Below are 18643 nucleotides of genomic sequence, written 5' to 3'. Positions count from 1 at the left end.
CATATCAGCTTAACAGAATCAATACTTCAATTAATATACCTATTTTATCGTTTCCTATATTTTTCATAATACCATCTCCATTCATGCAACTTAAAACAAAAATGGCCATATCCTTCACCGTAGATGATAGGATATGGCTAACTAGCACATATTTGCTTTAAATATAGTCTTAACTTAAATATTACTTTTAAGTTCACTATGCTATTTAAAATATTTAGATATAAAAAGCCCTAGGAATACCCCTAGGACTTAATTACAAATTAATACTTTAAATTTAACTTTAAAAACCTATAATTTCAGGTAGGGCGTTATTATATATTCTATTTAATTTTATATTATTTTTATAAAAATCTCCGTTCATAAACAACGTATTCCCACCTTTCTTATTACTTATATTTACATTATAAGTTTTATTTTTATTGCTTGTCAATATATTTATTTTCAATCCCAAATAGACCATGCTGCTTCTAATTAATTCCCCTCAAAATCTTTGAAATAGACTAACTCCCTCCCTTGTTATCTTTAAATTCCACTCTTAAAAGTCTGGTCTTGCTTACAAATCCACTACTTTCTAAAGTTTTTTTAGAATTTGTATTATAGTACCAACATCCGCAAATTGGAATTTCTCCCTGCTTATAGCAAAGTTTCTTTAGCTCTGCTATAATAGTTCTTCCAATACCCTTTTGTCTATATTCTTCTCTAGTAAACATACCTATACTAGTATATCCTTTTAGTATCCTTCCTTTTTCTTGTATACCAAAACCTATCACGTTAGTACCCTCTTCAAAAATATATAATTCTCCATCTTTAACCTGTTTGTATACGTCTTCAAAGAAGTCACCACTGAATTCCTTTATCACATCAATATCTTTATCCTCTGCTTTTCTTAGCTTACCATTGTTATAATACCTTATTTTCTCTGGACTACCTTTATGATCCTGGAAAAAATAAGCTTGATTTTTCACTTCTTTATTTTCTATATCACATATACAACTTAAATATAACTCGTCTCCTGTAAATACATATGCTGATTTTGGTTTAAACTTTTTTAATATAGCATTAAAATACTTTTGAGCGTATTTTATATATTTACACTTGATATAAAACAGTGTTAATAATTCATCATCATATATAGCAAAATATCCTATATACTTTGAATTCATAACTATTCTATAAAACTTAGATTTAATTATATGGTCCTCTAAATATGAATCGAAGGGTGAAGACAGGGTTTTTATATAATCTTTTAAAAACTTACTTATATCATCACAATTAGTTAATTCGAAGCTTATATTTGTTTTCATATGTTTCCCATAATCTCCAATAAATTAAACCCCTGTGCCCTTATTAAAATACCTTCTTTCATGCTACTGCTTATATGCCGCATAAATAATCTTTCTTTAATAATTTTACTCATTTTTACCTAGTAAGTACCTGTTAATGGTACCACTAAATTCCCCCCTTTTTTACTTTATTTACCCCAGTTATTTTCTTTACTTAGTAGCTTGTCTTTTTTATTGCAATAATAATTCCCCCCTAGTAATTTTTTAGGTTACTAATTTACTATCTAATTTTAAACTTAGTTACCCCTATTATTAGCAGTACACATTTCACAGTCTATAGCTAAAACTATAGCTAAGCATAATATTTCATCAACCTGATCAGATATATTTAGTACATAGCTATCTCCCCAAGTAAACCATTCCTTGCTCACCGTCATAACAGCATATTCACCTTGATATAATGTATAATCATGGGCCCAAAAATCACCTGTTAACCTTAAGTCAGTTCCATCTAGATAATAATTTTGATTAATAAAAGTAAATTTTTTTATCAAATCTCCAATTACCATGCCATTTATGATAATTTCAAACTTAGGCATAAAGGTAAAGAGTTTCTGCCTTATATAACCCACTTCCTTATGACTTATATCATAAATATGAAGTTTATGCCCCATGGAAAACATTTCACCTTCAACGAAATATTTATCTTCCTCTTTCTCATCTTTAACTATAAATCTATCAGTAAATGAAAATACTTTTTGCTTAATATATAATTTCATAGCTTCCTCCGTCATATATACTCATTATTAATATTATCTCATAAATTTTAGAACATTAATACAAATTTATGTAATTATATATCCAATTATTTTAATATGTTATTACTAATAAAATTATTTAGATTATATTTATAGATAAATGTTCAATAATATTTAATAATTTCTATAATATTTTAAAAATAATTCGATTAATAAGAAAATATTTTATTTTAAATGTAAAAAAAATGTTTCCCATGATATAATAATATCGTAATTTAATATAGGAGGGAAATTTATGTCTGAAAAAAAGGATAAACAAATTCTTTGGTACACCTTAGCTTTTATGGCATTCTCAACAGTATGGGGTTTTGGTAATGTTATTAACGGCTTCTCTGAGTACAATGGACTTAAAGCAATTGTATCTTGGGTATTAATTTTTACTATTTATTTTGTACCTTATGCACTTATGGTAGGTGAACTAGGCTCTGCATTTAAAAACTCTGGTGGTGGAGTTAGTTCTTGGATTCATGAAACCATAGGACCAAGAATTGCATACTATGCTGGATGGACATACTGGGTAGTTCATATGCCTTATATTTCACAAAAACCATCTGGTTTTATGATTTCAGCTAGCTGGGCAATTTTCCAAGATAAACGAATCAGTAGTATGAATACAACTCTATTACAATTATCTTGCTTAGTAGTATTTTTAATTGCATTATATATTGCATCAAAGGGATTAAATCCATTAAAAAAGATAGCTACCTTTGCAGGAACATCTATGTTTGTAATGTCTATTCTATTTATCATCTTAATGTTAGCAGCTCCAGCAATTACAGATGCTAATCTAAATGCTATAGATTGGTCATTTAAAACTTTTATGCCTACATTTGATGTTAAATTCTTTACTAGCTTATCAATCTTAGTCTTTGCTGTTGGTGGATGTGAAAAAATATCACCTTATGTTAACCAAGTTAAAGACCCTGAAACTGGTTTTTCAAAAGGTATGATTGCATTAGCAATTATGGTTGCAGTATGTGCAATTTTAGGAACTATATCATTAGGTATGATGTTTGATTCAAATAATGTTCCTAAAGACTTAATGACTAATGGTGCATATTATGCTTTCCAGAAGTTAGGTGAATACTATCATATAGGAAATACTTTCGTAATTATTTATGCTATTACAAATCTTATTGGACAATTTGCAGTACTTATAATATCAATTGATGCACCTTTACGTATGTTACTTAATAGTGCTGATAGAGAGTTCATACCTGAAAAATTGTTTGTACAAAACAAATATGGTGCTTATACAAACGGACATAAACTTATATTAGTTATTGTTTCAATTTTAATAATTCTACCTGCTTTTGGTATAGGAAGTGTAGATGAATTAGTAAAATGGTTAGTAAAACTAAATGCTATATGTATGCCTCTACGTTACTTATGGGTATTTGTTGCATATATAGCTTTAAAGAAGGCAGGAGAAAAATTCAATCCTGAATACAAATTTGTGAAAAATAAAACACTAGGTATTATTATCGGAGCATGGTGTTTTGCATTTACCGCTTTCGCATGTATTGGTGGTATATACTCTACAGATCCATTCCAATTAGTACTTAATATTGCCACACCATTCTTCTTAATAGGTTTAGGATTAATTCTTCCTTATATTGCGAAGAAAACTAATCATTAATTTTATAGTTAAATAGTACAAGCTTTTAAAAATAAATATATAAATAGGACTGAATAAAGATATTTTATCTTTATTCAGTCCTTTATTTTTACCTTTATTTTATGTCTTTAGCTTTTAATTTTTCAAGCATATCTGTTGTCATCTTAGCTAAATCATATTCAGCTTTAAAGCCCCACTCTTCTTTAGCAGCAGATGGGTCTATTGAATCTGGCCAAGTGTTTGCAATTCCTTGTCTTACTGGGTCTACATCATAAGACATTTCAAATTCTGGAATATGCTTTCTAATTTCTGCAGCTATTTGCTCTGGTTCAAAGCTCATTGCAGTTATATTAAATGCATTTCTGTGCTTTAATTTACTTGGATCAGCTTCCATTAAAGTGATTATTGCATTTATAGCATCTGGCATATACATCATATCCATGTAAGTTCCTTTACCTATGAAAGAAGTATACTTACCAGTTTTTAATGCTTCATAGTAAATATCAACTGCATAATCTGTAGTTCCACCGCCTGGTAATGCTACATAAGAAATAAGTCCTGGGAATCTTACTCCTCTTGTATCTACACCATACTTAGAGTGGTAGTAATCACATAATAACTCTCCAGAAACCTTAGTTACACCATACATAGTGTTTGGTCTTTGAATAGTATCTTGTGGAGTATTTACCTTAGGTGTAGATGGTCCAAATGCTCCTATTGAACTTGGAGTAAAGAATTTACAATTTAATTCTCTAGCAACTTCTAAAGCGTTTACAAGACCACCCATGTTAATAGTCCATGCAAGTTGTGGTTTTGCTTCTGCAACTGCTGATAAAAGTGCTGCAAGATGAATAATAGTATCTACTTCATGTTTTTTAGCTATTGATAAGAATTCGTCATAGTTTGTTACGTCTAAAGTTTCAAAAATTCCACCTTCAACGATTGGATTTCCTTCTGGTTTTCTTACATCTGTAGCTACTACATTATCTACTCCGTAAACTTCTCTTAATTTCGTTACTAATTCCGTACCAATTTGACCTAAGCATCCGCTAACTAATATTCTTTTCATATTGATTCTCCCTATCTAATGTTATTTAAATTTTATTTAAATGTTTTTTTAGTTAAAATCTATAACCTTTAGAGGAGGATATTCCTCCTCTACTTTTAATACAAATATTATTTTATTAAGCCCATTTCTCTTCCTACTTTTGCATATTTAGCAATAGCTTCATCTAACAATTCTTTTGTGTGAGCAGCTGATGGCATGTTTCTTACTCTAGCTGTTCCCAGTGGTACTGTTGGGAATACTATTGATTTAGCATATACGCCCTCTTCATATAATCTTCTACTGAATTCTTGAGCCTCAGCAGCCTCTCCAATTATGCATGGAGTTATAGGTGTTTCACTATGTCCAATATCAAATCCTAATTCTTTTAATCCCTTTTTAAGGTAATTTCCATTTTCCCATAATCTATCATGAAGTTCCGTACTTTCAGTTAATATATTTACAGCCTCTATACAAGCTCCTGCTGCTGCTGGAGTTAATGATGTAGAGAATAGGAATGGTCTACCTCTAACTTTTAACCAGTCGATAAGGTCTTTAGATCCTGCTACATATCCTCCAACTACACCGATAGCTTTAGAAAGTGTTCCAATTTGGAAATCTATTTTGTCTGATAATCCAAAGTGGTGAACTGTTCCAGCACCTTTTCCTAGTACCCCAGAACCGTGAGCATCATCAACATAAGTAATTAAATCAAACTCTTCTGCAATCTCAACAATTTCAGGAAGTTTTGCAACATCTCCATCCATTGAGAATACACCATCAGTGATTACCATTATTTTTTCATATAATCCTGATTCTTTTGCTTCTTTAGCCTTTGCTCTTAAATCATCCATATCAGAGTGTTCAACTCTTATGATTTTAGCTCCTGATAATCTACATCCATCTATAATTGACGCATGATTTAGTGCATCTGAAAGTATTGCATCTTTTTTGTTCATTACAGCAGATATTGCTGCCATATTACAGTTAAATCCTGATTGGAAAGCTATTGCAGCTTCAGTATGCTTAAATGCTGCTAACTTCTTCTCTAATTCTATATGTATGTCTAATGTTCCATTTATTGTTCTAACAGCACCAGCACCTACACCGTACTTTTCTGTAGCTTTGATTGAAGCATCAATCATTCTCTTGTTAGTGGCAAGTCCTAGATAGTTGTTTGAAGATAGGTTTATTAGCTTCTTTCCTTCTATTTCTATCACAGGTCCATTTTGTCCTGTAATAACATTAATTTCATTATAAAGCCCTTTACTTTTAAGGTCCTCTAAATTAGTTTTAAGGAAATTGTTTAAAGATTTGCTTCCCATTTGATTACCTCCATTTAAATTATATTAAATAAAATTTACTATACATGCTAATATATTAATAACACATATAAGTATATTTATACTCCATAATAATATTTTTTAACACTTACCTTTATAAATCAGCTACTTATACTTTCCCTTTACATAATTAGAATATCATCTACTATAAGTTTTTCAATGAATCCTTATTTATATACACCTCTATATTTTTCTGGTAAAAGAGCAGCTATAGATTTCATAACTTCCAACATAGCTCTTTCATTATATTCATTCTTATCTTCTTCTTTAAGTTTTTCAGGTAAATATATAGGTTCTCCAAACCTTACAGTAACTTGAGCTGTTTGGAAGTTTTCTTCCCCCATATCACCATCATTTATAGGTAAAAATTCTTCTGTGCCCGCTAAACCAATTGGAATTATCTTAGCTTTAGATAGCTTAGCCATTAGAAGAAATCCCTTCTTACCTTCTATCATTGAACCACTTCTACTTCTTGTTCCCTCTGGAAATATCATAATATTTTCTCCAGCTCTAAGTTTCTTTACAATTTTACTAATAGCATCCTTATCTGCAGAATTAGGTTTAATTGCTATGGTCTTTATAAACTTAAATCCATTCTTAGTAAAATCGTTATTGGAAAGCTTTACTCCCGCAATGAATGTGGGGTCAAAGTCTTTTAATAGTTCGTTAAGTATTAGTCCATCAGCATTACTTAAGTGGTTACATATAAATATTATTGGGCCCTTTATACCTTTAATCTTTTCGTAGCCTTCAACTTTCATATTAGCATACTTTTTTATTGATGTCTTTACATAACTTCTTGCTAATTTTCCAGAAAGACTCTCTGGTAATTTATTTAAAATTTTTGTTAATATATCTCTTTTCATAGAAATCTCCTTTATACCTAAGACTTACCTCCATACTACTTCTTGAATAATCTGTTATAATACTCCTTTATGTATGGTGAGTTAATACTCTCTTCTATATTATCTCTATCTTCATTATACCTCAAATAATAATTGATAAGCCCATTTCTTATTAATAAATTCTTTCCACGCCATCCACAAGAATGCATGATATACTTTTCTTTAAAGTTTTTATTATCAAGATTTATAAGCTCTAATAAATCAACCTTTTCCATATACTCCTTAGGTAGAAATTCTTTAATAGGTGAAAATTCCACATTTAAATTATGTGGACATACTTTTTGACAATTGTCACACCCAAAAATCTTGCCTTTAACCATATTTAATTCCCCATGATTTAAGTGCTTTTTTTGAGTTAAATAAGAAACACATTGTGAAGAATTAAACTTTTTAACATCTTCTATTATAACATTTGTTGGGCATTTTTCCACACATAAATTGCACCCTTTACAGCCATATTTTTTTGGTTTATCCCCTTGTAGCTTAAGATTTGTTATTATTTCTCCTAAAAATACATAGGAGCCATACTTTTCCGTAATAAGAGTATTATTCTTCCCTATAAATCCAACTCCACTTATAGCTGCGATATATCTCTCTGGTAATGGGTTACTATCTACAAACCATTTAGCCTCTCCTCCTAAGGATTCTATATAATCACATATTTCCTTTAAATATTTTTCTACTACTCTGTGATAATCTAGTCCCCTTGTATATAGAGAAAATTTATCTCCTTCTCCTTTATCACCATGATAATAAGGAAAAGCTATTGATATAATAGTTTCTCCATTTTCCATTAAGAGCTTTGGATTAATCTTTTTTTCTATATCTTCCTCTTCAAACTCATTAAAAAGATTATTTTCTTTTCTATCTATGAAAAATTCTTCTAGTTCATTAAATCTTCTACACTCTGTAAACCCAATAGTATCTAAAGAAAGTTTCTTTGCATAGTTTATTATTTTCTGTTTTTTATCTATATATTCTTCCATTGATTTATATATTTCCTACTTTCTCTTTTACATATATCCTATCCATATCCTGAGCTCATTATTAGTTTACCCTTGCTCTATTGTACTCCACACAAATACTCTGCTGCATACTTAGCTGCTAATTTTCCTTGATTCATAACCTTCTCCACATTAGTATACCCATCAACCACTGCACCACAAGCAAATATTCCTTTCATTGAGGTTTCCATTTTATCCCAAATAAATATACCACCCTTTTCTTTCTCTATATCTATTCCCATTTTTTCTGCTATTGCAGTATCTGGTTTTAGGTTCATGCATAGCACTAAAGTATCACAATCCACATATTTACTAGTTCCTTCAATAACATTATATTCTTCATCTAGATGTACGATATCTACACCAGTAACTCTATGGGTACCATATATCTTTACTACTCTATGGTTAAATAGTACCGGAATATTAAAGTCTTCAACATATTCCTTAGCTTTATTACTTACAGCTCTAATAGCTCCACTGGTTTCTATCATACTTATTACATTAGCTCCCTCTAAAACTAAAGTTCTCGCTGCAAGTATTCCTATATCATCTGAGCCTAATACAATGCATCTTTTTCCTGGTAATACACCTTTTCTATTAATATACTTTAGCGTTGAGCAAGCTGTGGTAATTCCGGCCAACCCATAACCCAATATGTTTTTATAACCAAAGGGTCTCTCCCTTGAGCCCATGGCAAAAATGATAGACTTAGCTTTTATAGTCTTTATTCCTTCCTTACTATTTACCATAACAACTTCTTTATTCTTTTTTATTTCCAAAACTGTAGTATCGCACTTAATAATTACGCCTAAATTTAAAGCATCCTTTACTAATCCTGATATTAATTCAGGGGCAGCTAAATTTTCTTTTATACTCTTATAATAAAAACCTGCCTGAACACATGAAAGCATAGCTCCACCAGGTTCTATATCCCTATCTATTACAATAACCCTATTTACTCCTCTAGATTTGGCCTCTACCGCAGCCATAACTCCACTTACTCCTGCACCTATAACTATTAGGTCAAAAGCTTCCATGAAATCCCCTCCTATTCCCAAAGCGCTATAAAATCTACCTAGATTATTATACTATTATTCTTAGTATTTATCATTATTTTCTAAGTTTCTTCCATCTATTCAACCAAAATACCATAATAAAACTAAATATAACCACAATTGCTACCAGCACATTTCCCTGAGTTCTATTTCCACCTTCCATAGCAAAATATATTGCTATTGGTATAGTTTGAGTTTTTCCCGGTATATTACCGGCAACCATAAGACTAGCTCCAAATTCACCTAAAGCTCTAGTGAATGCTAAAATAACTCCACTGATAATACTATCAAAAGCCATAGGTAATACTATATGAAAAAATATATAACTATCACTGGCACCAAATATTCTAGCTGCCTCTATACATGTAATATCTACGTTTAAAAAACCAGCCTTAGCACTTTCATACATTAATGGCAATGCCACAATTGCAGCTCCAATGGCAGCACCTTGCCACGTAAATACTAAAGTACCTCCAAATACAGCTTCAGTAAGCTTTCCTAAAGGACCATTTCTACCCATGACTATTAACATTCCATACCCTACTACTGTAGGCGGAAGACACATAGGCAATAGTATTATTGTTTCTAATACTGACTTCCCCTTAAAACTATATCTACAAAATATACATGCTAATGCTATACCAAAAATAATAACTATCCCTGTGGCAACAAAAGCTACTTTAAGCGAAATTATCACTGGTGTTAATATGGACTCCATCATATATTTATCATCCTCATCTTATATTGTTTAGAATATATACTATAGGAATTCTATTTTGTATAACATGTATAATTTATAACCTCCTTCAGGCAATTGTTTCCTATGAAGCTTATAAATTATCCTTATTTCATGATTAATTAACCTTAAAACCATATTTTCCCAGTATTTTCTTACTTTCACCAGTAGCTAAGAAATCAAAAAAACTTTTAGCCTCATCTTTAACTTCAGAAGTTTTTATTACCCCTCCTGGGTATATGATTTTTTTATGACTTGATGTATCGAAAGTGGTGACCACAACAGAATTTTTTATATTAACTGTATCAGATTTATAAACAATACCACAAGCTGCTTCACCACTTTCTACATAACTAACAACTTGTTTAACATCCTTGGCAAAAACAATGTTATTCTCTATGACATCCCACTTATTATAGTGAATTAAAACTTCCTGAGCATATTGTCCTGCGGGTACAGAGCCTATCTCGCCTAAAGCTATATGTCCATCTAGGTTATCCAAATCATCTAGCTCTTTTATTTTATCTTTATATTCATTATTAATAATTAAAACAAGTTCATTTTCTACTATGTCTTTCTTACTTCCACTTTCTATAAGTTTCTTATCCTCTAGAGCTTTAAATTGCTTTTCTCCTGCAGACATAAATATATCTACCGGTGCCCCTTCCTCAATTTGTTTTTGAAGTGCTCCTGATGCCCCAAAGTTAAAAGTTAAAGTTATATTGTTTTTTTCTTCATAGACCTTTTTAATTTCCTCCATAGATTCTTTAAGACTTGCCGCTGCTGAAATTATTATTTCTTTTTTTTCTCTACTATTATTAGTTTCTTCTTTAGTAGCTTGTCCATTTGAACATCCAACAAAGGCCATAGCTAAAACTGTAATTACTATTATACTTCTTAACCTCTTCAAAAAAATCCCACCCTTTTCCACAATTATGTATTAATTATACATCTTATCATGTAGCTTTAAAATACATTTTAACCATTTTATTACTATTATTAAAAATGTTCTTTTTATGCTCATATAGAATAGGCTGATTTTTAGGATTGAGTTTAAAGTCATATATTATACATAAAAAAAGAACATTCACAAAACTGTTTTCTCAGCCTTGAATGTTCTTTTCTTATTTAAAACTTATATATTTTATACTACTATTTTAATTTGAATCTAATCTGAATTGTAAAGACTTCATCCTCTAAACTAGCAGAAACCTCATGTCCCATACTTTCTGTAAGTTTCTTTACAATAGTTAATCCAAGACCTGTATTTTGTCCTGTCCTCATTCTGTCTGTAGTAAAAAATCTATCAAAAACATGTTCCAAATCTTCCTGTGTAAAGTTTTCTACCCTATTACTAAAAGTAGAAATAATTACTCCATCTACTTGCCTTTGGCATATAGTCATAGTTTTATTGCCATGCTTTAAAGCGTTTTGAAATATGTTGGTAAAAATTCTAATTACAGCATTTTCATCGGCAATTATAGCTGGTAATTTTTCTTGTAGATCAACTTCTACTTCAAAGTCTTTATCAACAAAATCATTATAAAAAGCTGCTACAATTTCACGCAATAAACTTTCAACATTAACCTTTTTAAATTCTAGGTCATATTCATTGGCTTCTAATCTAGATAAATCATAAAAGCTAGTAATAAGATTTTGCAGCACCTTAGAGCGTTTTTCTATAATATCTAAGTACTCCTGTTTTTCTTCTTCACTAGTAGACTCATCCCTAATTAGCTGTACATAGCCTAAAATAGATGTAAGAGGAGTTCTTAAATCATGAGATATATTAGCAATTTGCTTTCTTAATTCACTTTCACTCTTTTCATGAGCTATTCTATCATTTTGACTTTTTTCTAATATAAAATTAATTTCACCTATCATCTCTTCAATATTTTTATTAGGGGCTGCTAATTTTAATTGTTCATTGGTTTTTATATTTTTAAGCTTCTTCAATTCCTTATTTATATTGTTTATATTATAGCGATTTAGTAGAAAGAGCACTATAAATAATGCTGCTATACCACCAAATAAAATAGTTATATATATCATTTAATGCTCCTCCCAAGACTTACGCCCTAAATATATCTCTTCAAATAACGAAACCCTCTTAAACCCCCATAAACAGAACAAATAGTTAACTATTTTAATATTTAACTATATTCCTATTTTAATATTTAACTAGGTTTATATTCATATAGTTTCATATTTAAATAGGTATGAATTTATATATGTGTGAATTTAAATAATTAATTCTATTTTATCTCTCTTCTTCTAAAGGAAATAATTCCTATAACCGTTATTAAAGTGATGTATACTATACCTAGCACATAAATTTTTGTAATATCCTCAGAAAGAACCCTGTCTTGACCTACTATAAATTTAATGTTGTAAGAAACTAAATATAATTGTATTTTTGCAAATATAGGTTTATAGTAACCTAGCAGCTTAATTATTCCTGGAAATATAGCTACTACCCCTAGATAAGCAAAGGCAAATATATTATTATTCTTAATATTAAAAGCAAGTAAATTTGCAATAGCAATTCCTGTTAACCAAAGTGGGAATACAGCAATGAGTTTATTCCCAAAATTACCAAGTATTTCTGCCATAGTTGCTCCACCTAAACCAAGACATATATAAGAACTTAATATTAACACAGTGGCAACTATAATTAAAGATACTGTGGCTACAATCACTTCTACAATAAATTTTCCTAAATATATTTTTGTTCTATTAATCCCAAAGGATACTGTATTTTTTAAAGTTTGATGCTTATGTTCATCTGAAAATACAATATCTACAATCATAATTACAGAATAATAAATCAATGTAAAAAGACCTGTTGAAATCATTAGCATATCTGGCATTGTTATTCTGTTAACTGCTGCTTGGTCTTTCATAAACCATAATGCTAATACATTAACTAGAATACATATCAATGAAGAAGTTCCAACTAAAACATAAGGATATTTACGATGAGTAGTTCTATATAATTCACTTTTTATATAATTAAGCATTGATAACACCTCCAACTAATGAAACAAAGTATTCTTCTAAATTGGTTCCCTTTATATTCATAGAATTTAACTCTACCCCATTTTTAACAATTGTACTGCTTACCATGGAAGGTGTATCTTTAAATTTATAAATTCGAATTATGTTATTAGGTAATACCTCATATTCATGACAATTTAGTTTATCCTCTAACAGTACTGCTGCCTTCTCAGCATTATCTACTGATATCTCTAAACATTCCTTACACTTCTCCTTAAGTTCTTCTGCAGAAATCTGTTCTACCATCTGTCCTCTCTCAATAAAGCCATATTCTGTTGCTATACTAGCTAATTCACTTAGTATATGACTAGAAATTATTATGGTAATATTCTTCTCTTCATTTAGTTTTAAAAGAAGATTACGAATTTCAACAATCCCCATTGGATCAAGTCCATTTATTGGTTCATCTAAAACTAAAAAGTCCGGATTATTCATCATTGCGAGAGCTAACCCTAATCTCTGTTTCATGCCTAAAGAAAAACTCTTAAATTTTTTCTTTTTAGTATCTTCAAGTCCTACATCTTTAAGTAATTGTTTTATGCATTCTGAACCAGCTATTCCTCTTTGAACTCTATAATACTCAAGATTTTCCTCCGCCGTTAAATATGGGAAAAAACTTGGAGTTTCAATCATTGCTCCTATTCTTTTTCTTGAAATCTCTAAACCCTTTTCCGTAGTTTCTGAGAATAATTGCATCTCACCACTAGTTATCATAGTTTGGCCTGCAATCATCCTTAATAAAGTAGTTTTACCAGCACCATTTTTTCCTACCAATCCATATATTGAGCCTTTTTTTATATTTATATTAGTGGCCTTTACTGCCTCAAATTTTCCGTAGGATTTACCTAAATTTCTCGTAATCAATATACTTTCTTCCATAAATCTCACCCTTCCCTTTTCTCATTGTCTTTATTATAAAATTTAAAACTCAATAAACACTTAAGAAAAGTTAAAGAAATCATAAAGTTTATTCAGCCATAGTAAATCCTATACCCCAAATAGTTTTTATATACTCTGTATCCTTATCTAATTTTGATATCTTAGATCTAATATTACTAATATGCACATTTACTGTATTATCTTCTCCATAGAACTCTTCATTCCATATATTCTTATACAAGTTTTCTCTAGTAAATACTTTTTTAGGATGAGTTAGTAAAAGCTCTAGTATAGAAAACTCTCTTACCGTTAGTATAAGGTCATTTCCATTCACTGTGACCTTCATAGCTTCCTTATCCAGCTCTAAATTCTTATAAGCTAAGACCTGCACCTTATCCTCTGAACTACTAAATCTTATATATCTTCTTAGTTGGGCTTCTACTCTTGCAGTAACTTCACTTATCTCAAATGGTTTAGTAATATAGTCATCTGCTCCTAATTTCAACAGCTTTACCTTATCTGAAATCTCAGTTTTCGCAGAGATAATAATAATTGGCATAGTTTTTGATTTTCTGATTTCTCCTATCAACTCTTCTCCAGTTAATCCTGGTAACATTAAATCTAAAAGAATCAAATCATAATTATACATGTTAATACACATTCTAGCTTCACTACCTGAATATGCACTACTCACTTCATAATTTTGATTTTTAAGAATTTTGCATAGTAATCCATTTATATCTACATCATCTTCTACTACTAAAATAGATATTCTTTCTTCCATATATAACACCCCTCTTTATTAGTATCGTAATGGAACTTACATATATATTCTCTATATACTTTATATCATATAATTAACTATATATAAACAGAGTTCTTAGTGTCAATTTATTTGATACTTAGAAATCGTTATCCAGGGACGTACCAGCTCTTTTACTCCCACTTCGAAGAAGATGGGAGTATTAGAGCTGGTAGTCATCGGATTAACAGAGCTCTTAGCTTCTCTGAAGCTTTAGAAATCGTTATCCAGGGACGTACTAGCTCTTTTACTCCCACTTCGAAGAAGATGGGAGTATTAGAGCTAGTAGTCATCGGATAAACAGAGTAAAAAAGAACCTATCCTGTTACAGATAGATTCTTTCTATTTATTCACATTCATATACAAGAATGCTTTCATTACCCTCAATCTTAAATATCTTTTCAATATCTTCAGTTATCATATTGTTTATATCTCTGTCTGTAATAAATTTAACCCCAATTCCACAGTTAGAGCTAAGCCTCCTTGGAACTGGCATAGTTTCATTAGTAATTTCAAGACTATCTAAATATCTATGATATTTTATAGCCCCTGAATGTGTGAAAAAAACTCCAATATACTGCATTCTATTTAACTGCCTTTATTAGAAAATCTTCTTCTACTTCTGTAACTACAGCATTTAAACCTGAATTTTTAATAAACCTTGAAACATTTTCCTTAGCCACATTATTATCAACTAATATTTCAAATCCATCTTTGTTTGCACTTAATGCTTTTTTAGCCATTAAAACCGGTTGAGGACAGCTCATTCCCCTTGCATCTACCTTAACCAATAGAAACACCACCTTTGCTATCAGCTTTACTCTTACTTATGTTAAATGATTTATTCATACAGAAATAAGAAATCCCTAATAATATTGCTATTCCTATAAATATTGCAATTTTTCCATTGCCAGTAGGACCTTCTCCTGAAGATGCTAATTTGAAGTTATGTGCAAAAGCTGCTCCAACAATCATTCCCATTACTGTGATTGCAGAATCTGCATTTCCTTCTCCAGCAAGTATTAATTGTCTTAATGGGCATCCTCCTAAAAGTACTGAACCCCAACCTGCAACTAACATACCCATAAAGTTCCATAGTGCATCATTATGAGCTATAGGTTGTTCAACAAAGCCTAGTTTAAAATCTCCTAGAACTAAGTTTCCTATTAATGTTACTACAAATATAGATATAAATCCCCACATTAAATAACTATCTTTAAACATGATTAAATCCCTAATTCCACCTACCATGCAAAGTCTTGTTCTTTGTGCTACAATTCCTATAATAAGTCCTGCTGCTAAAGCAAACCATATAGGTGCATGCATAGAACCTGGACCCTTTGCACTAAAGAATATAAATGCTGGAGCAGATATTAATAATACTAATAACATTATTGCTATTACTGGCATTGCATATCCTTCAGCTGTAGTTAAATTATAATTTCTCTTTAAAGTAAAGCCTCTGTTTAAAAATTGAATTCCAACAAATATTCCTGCTGCAAATCCAAGTAATCCTACTACAGCATTTAAGTCTCCACCAGCAATTCTAAGAACCATTCTAAGTGGACATCCTAAGAATACTAGAGCACCAATCATAACTATAGCACCAAGAATAAATCTTAAGAATGGTGAAGAACCACCCTTTACTTTGAATTCCTTTGTAAATAGTGCAATTATAAATGCTCCTAAAACTATACCAATTACTTCTGGTCTTATATACTGTACAACTTCAGCTCTATGTAGTCCTACAGCACCTGCTATATCTCTTAAGAAACATGCTATACAAGCACCCATGTTTTTAGGATTCCCTAAATACACCAAAGCTACAGATAATAGACCAATGATTCCACCAGCAAAAATTATGCCTCTTTTTTCTTTCATGGTTTATTCCCCCCATATATTTAATAAATATAATAAATTTTGATAATACTTCATCCAAAGTAAATTTTAACATATATTTATATTTTTATTAAATTTTTATTACGAATAGATGAAGAGCAATCTATTTGTTTTTTTAATACTTATGTAACCCTAGTATATAAAATCTTTATATTTAATTGTCTATGCTATAATAATGTAGGAAAAAAATTTTTTAAAGCTTTAATTAGATATAGGATATATAGATTTCAGGAGGTAATTATGAGAAAAGTATATTTAGATAATGGTGCTACATCCTTTCCTAAGCCTAACGCTGTAGCTGAAGCTATGACAAATTATATTGTTAATGTAGGTGGAAATGTAAATAGGGGTAGTTATGATAGTTCCTTTAATGCAGAAAACATAGTCTATGAAACTAGAGAACTACTCTGTGAACTATTTAATTTTTCAAAACCTGAAAATGTAATTTTCACTAGCAATATAACTCATAGTCTTAATGTTATTTTAAAAGGATTTTTAAAGACTGGTGACCATGTGATTACTTCTTCTATGGAACATAATGCAGTACTTCGCCCTTTAAACGCCTTACAAAGTAAAGGTATAGAGCACTCTGTAGTACCTTGTAATTCTCTAGGACAGTTAAATTCATCTGATTTACATAAATACCTTAAGCCTAATACTAAAGCTGTAGTAATGACTCATAGCTCTAATGTATGTGGAACTATTATGCCCTTTGAAGAAATAGGACGGTTCTGCAAGGCAAACAATATTTGCTTCATTGCAGACACAGCACAAACAGCTGGATCAATTCCAATAGATATGGAGAAAATGAATATCGATATTTTATGTTTTACCGGTCATAAGGGACTTCTTGGACCTCAAGGTATAGGTGGATTTTTAATAAAAGATGAGTTAGCTAAATTAACTACTCCTCTTATAGAAGGTGGTACTGGTAGCTTCTCTGAATATGAAATTCAACCTGATTACATGCCTGATAAATTTGAAGGTGGTACTCCAAATATACCTGGAATATTTGGCTTAAGTGCAGCCTTAAAATATCTAAAGGAAAAAGGACTTAGTAATATAAAAGATCATGAAACGAAATTAACTAAACTATTTTTAGATAACATTAAGGATATAAAAGAAATTAAAGTTCTGGGACTACCCTCTGCTGAAAATAGGACTTCTGTAGTATCCATTGATTTTCCTAAGGGTGATAATGGTCAAATATCCCATATGCTATCTAAAAAATACGGCATATCTGTGAGATGTGGGCTTCATTGTGCACCATCAGCTCATAAGACCTTAGGCACCTTCCCTAACGGAACAGTAAGATTCGCCTTTGGAACCTTTAACACTGAAGATGATGTATTATATGCTGTTAATGCTATTAAAGAAGTAATTGCTTCATCAGATAATAACACTCTATGGTTTTAACAATATAATAATTAAAGGCTCAAAGATGCAATATCTTCAAACCTTTAATTATTATATATAAATTTTTTATAGGGCAATAATTATTAGGGATTTAAAGTTATATATTTACTTAACAAACAAAACCCCTTAACTCTTCAGTTAAGGGGTATAAAAATCACAGAAAAATTACATTAGAGTATATGCCATACTTTAATATATGTCCATTCTTTTATAACACCCCTCCATCTACCGTAGAGTATCTAGTGTATTAATATAGGCAGGTCTTCTGACTTTGGTTCATAGTTGCTTCAGCCTTCCCAACATTCGTCAGTGGCGCTTTTAAGAAGCTTCTCCCCATTACAGCGGCGGGACCGTATAAGATTTTCACTTACTTCCCTTTTAAACAAAGTATTAAACTTTGTACCTCTATTATTTTTATATTAAATTTTCTCTTTATTAATCAGCTTAGGTAAGCTAATATTATATATTGTTTTTTAATATAATATAGTGTATCAACTACAATATTATTATACTACTCTTACCTATATAAATCAAGGATTTTCCTTGATTTTCATTTAGTATCTTATACAATACACTTATTATTCTTATTAATTTCTTTCAATATAAAAGTATAAGTAACTATACATAAAAGTTATATCCTTAAGACTTTAATAATATATTACAATATACTGTATTTAACATAAACTTAACTTAATTAAACTTTAAGTTTATACACTTTAAGTTTATAATACACTTGTTTAAATATATCTTAAAATATAAATTTGAGACTAACTATATGAAGTC

The 18643-nt window shown here is 30.3% G+C and carries 18 protein-coding genes and 1 riboswitch; of the genes, 2 read left to right on the top strand and 16 right to left on the bottom strand.

What is annotated here, in order from left to right; genetic code table 11:
• Positions 1-500: 500 nt before the first annotated feature.
• Together B2694_RS10645 and B2694_RS10640 are read right to left on the bottom strand one after the other, a co-directional pair.
• A complete protein-coding gene (locus B2694_RS10645) occupies positions 501-1304 on the bottom strand; it encodes a GNAT family N-acetyltransferase (RefSeq protein WP_346885719.1) in 804 nt (267 codons plus the stop codon).
• A 275-nt stretch (positions 1305-1579) separates the two neighbouring features.
• The gene (locus B2694_RS10640; protein WP_346847062.1) at positions 1580-2077 is read right to left on the bottom strand and encodes an LURP-one-related/scramblase family protein; all 498 of its coding nucleotides are present in this window, start codon (positions 2075-2077) and stop codon (positions 1580-1582) included.
• 259 nt (positions 2078-2336) lie between these two features.
• On the opposite strand from B2694_RS10640, the gene B2694_RS10635 reads away from it, so the two are divergent.
• Positions 2337-3740, top strand: a complete 1404-nt coding sequence (locus B2694_RS10635) for an APC family permease (protein ID WP_346847061.1) — start codon at positions 2337-2339, stop codon at positions 3738-3740.
• Between the two features lie 94 nt (positions 3741-3834).
• On the opposite strand, the gene B2694_RS10630 is transcribed toward B2694_RS10635, so the two are convergent.
• The 14 genes from B2694_RS10630 to yedE form a co-directional block, all read right to left on the bottom strand.
• Positions 3835-4788, bottom strand: a complete 954-nt coding sequence (locus B2694_RS10630; RefSeq protein WP_346885718.1) for an L-threonine 3-dehydrogenase — start codon at positions 4786-4788, stop codon at positions 3835-3837.
• Positions 4789-4895: 107 nt separating this feature from the next.
• A complete protein-coding gene (locus B2694_RS10625; RefSeq protein WP_035129643.1) occupies positions 4896-6089 on the bottom strand; it encodes a glycine C-acetyltransferase in 1194 nt (397 codons plus the stop codon).
• 185 nt (positions 6090-6274) lie between these two features.
• Positions 6275-6973: a lysophospholipid acyltransferase family protein gene (locus tag B2694_RS10620; RefSeq protein ID WP_035129646.1), complete on the bottom strand. Its 699-nt coding sequence runs from the start codon at positions 6971-6973 to the stop codon at positions 6275-6277.
• A 35-nt stretch (positions 6974-7008) separates the two neighbouring features.
• A complete protein-coding gene (gene queG / locus B2694_RS10615; RefSeq protein ID WP_346885717.1) occupies positions 7009-7998 on the bottom strand; it encodes a tRNA epoxyqueuosine(34) reductase QueG in 990 nt (329 codons plus the stop codon).
• A gap of 77 nt (positions 7999-8075) precedes the next feature.
• A complete protein-coding gene (locus B2694_RS10610) occupies positions 8076-9053 on the bottom strand; it encodes an NAD(P)/FAD-dependent oxidoreductase (protein WP_346885716.1) in 978 nt (325 codons plus the stop codon).
• A gap of 73 nt (positions 9054-9126) precedes the next feature.
• Entirely contained in the window at positions 9127-9792 is a 666-nt protein-coding gene (modB, locus tag B2694_RS10605) for a molybdate ABC transporter permease subunit (protein ID WP_346885715.1), read from the bottom strand.
• 133 nt (positions 9793-9925) lie between these two features.
• Positions 9926-10717 (bottom strand): molybdate ABC transporter substrate-binding protein, encoded by a 792-nt coding sequence (gene modA, locus B2694_RS10600; RefSeq protein WP_346885714.1) that lies wholly within the window; start codon positions 10715-10717, stop codon positions 9926-9928.
• A gap of 242 nt (positions 10718-10959) precedes the next feature.
• Complete coding sequence (locus B2694_RS10595) at positions 10960-11859, bottom strand: HAMP domain-containing sensor histidine kinase (protein ID WP_346885713.1); 900 nt, start codon at positions 11857-11859, stop codon at positions 10960-10962.
• A gap of 203 nt (positions 11860-12062) precedes the next feature.
• Positions 12063-12827: an ABC transporter permease gene (locus tag B2694_RS10590; RefSeq protein WP_346885712.1), complete on the bottom strand. Its 765-nt coding sequence runs from the start codon at positions 12825-12827 to the stop codon at positions 12063-12065.
• Complete coding sequence (locus B2694_RS10585; protein ID WP_346885711.1) at positions 12820-13743, bottom strand: ABC transporter ATP-binding protein; 924 nt, start codon at positions 13741-13743, stop codon at positions 12820-12822. The genes B2694_RS10590 and B2694_RS10585 overlap by 8 nt, the downstream gene beginning before the upstream one ends.
• Positions 13744-13831: 88 nt before the next feature.
• Positions 13832-14527 carry a response regulator transcription factor gene (locus B2694_RS10580; RefSeq protein WP_346885710.1) on the bottom strand — a complete coding sequence of 232 codons (696 nt, stop codon included), beginning with the start codon at positions 14525-14527 and terminating at the stop codon, positions 13832-13834.
• Between the two features lie 364 nt (positions 14528-14891).
• Positions 14892-15128: a putative Se/S carrier-like protein gene (locus B2694_RS10575; RefSeq protein WP_035129663.1), complete on the bottom strand. Its 237-nt coding sequence runs from the start codon at positions 15126-15128 to the stop codon at positions 14892-14894.
• Position 15129: 1 nt separating this feature from the next.
• Positions 15130-15345 carry a sulfurtransferase TusA family protein gene (locus tag B2694_RS10570; RefSeq protein WP_346885720.1) on the bottom strand — a complete coding sequence of 72 codons (216 nt, stop codon included), beginning with the start codon at positions 15343-15345 and terminating at the stop codon, positions 15130-15132.
• Positions 15329-16426 (bottom strand): YedE family putative selenium transporter, encoded by a 1098-nt coding sequence (yedE, locus tag B2694_RS10565; RefSeq protein ID WP_035129665.1) that lies wholly within the window; start codon positions 16424-16426, stop codon positions 15329-15331. Before yedE ends, B2694_RS10570 begins: the two co-directional genes overlap by 17 nt.
• A gap of 258 nt (positions 16427-16684) precedes the next feature.
• Here yedE and B2694_RS10560 point away from each other — a divergent pair, with 258 nt between their 5' ends.
• Positions 16685-17860: an aminotransferase class V-fold PLP-dependent enzyme gene (locus B2694_RS10560; RefSeq protein WP_346885709.1), complete on the top strand. Its 1176-nt coding sequence runs from the start codon at positions 16685-16687 to the stop codon at positions 17858-17860.
• A gap of 238 nt (positions 17861-18098) precedes the next feature.
• Positions 18099-18282: riboswitch (cobalamin riboswitch) on the bottom strand.
• Positions 18283-18643 lie beyond the last annotated feature (361 nt).

This window comes from Clostridium sp. UBA4395, assembly GCF_002390995.1.
Taxonomy (GTDB): Bacteria; Bacillota; Clostridia; order Clostridiales; family Clostridiaceae; genus Clostridium_J; species Clostridium_J sulfidigenes.
Note: the sequence above shows the minus strand (reverse complement) of the source record. Positions and strands in the feature narration are given on the sequence as shown.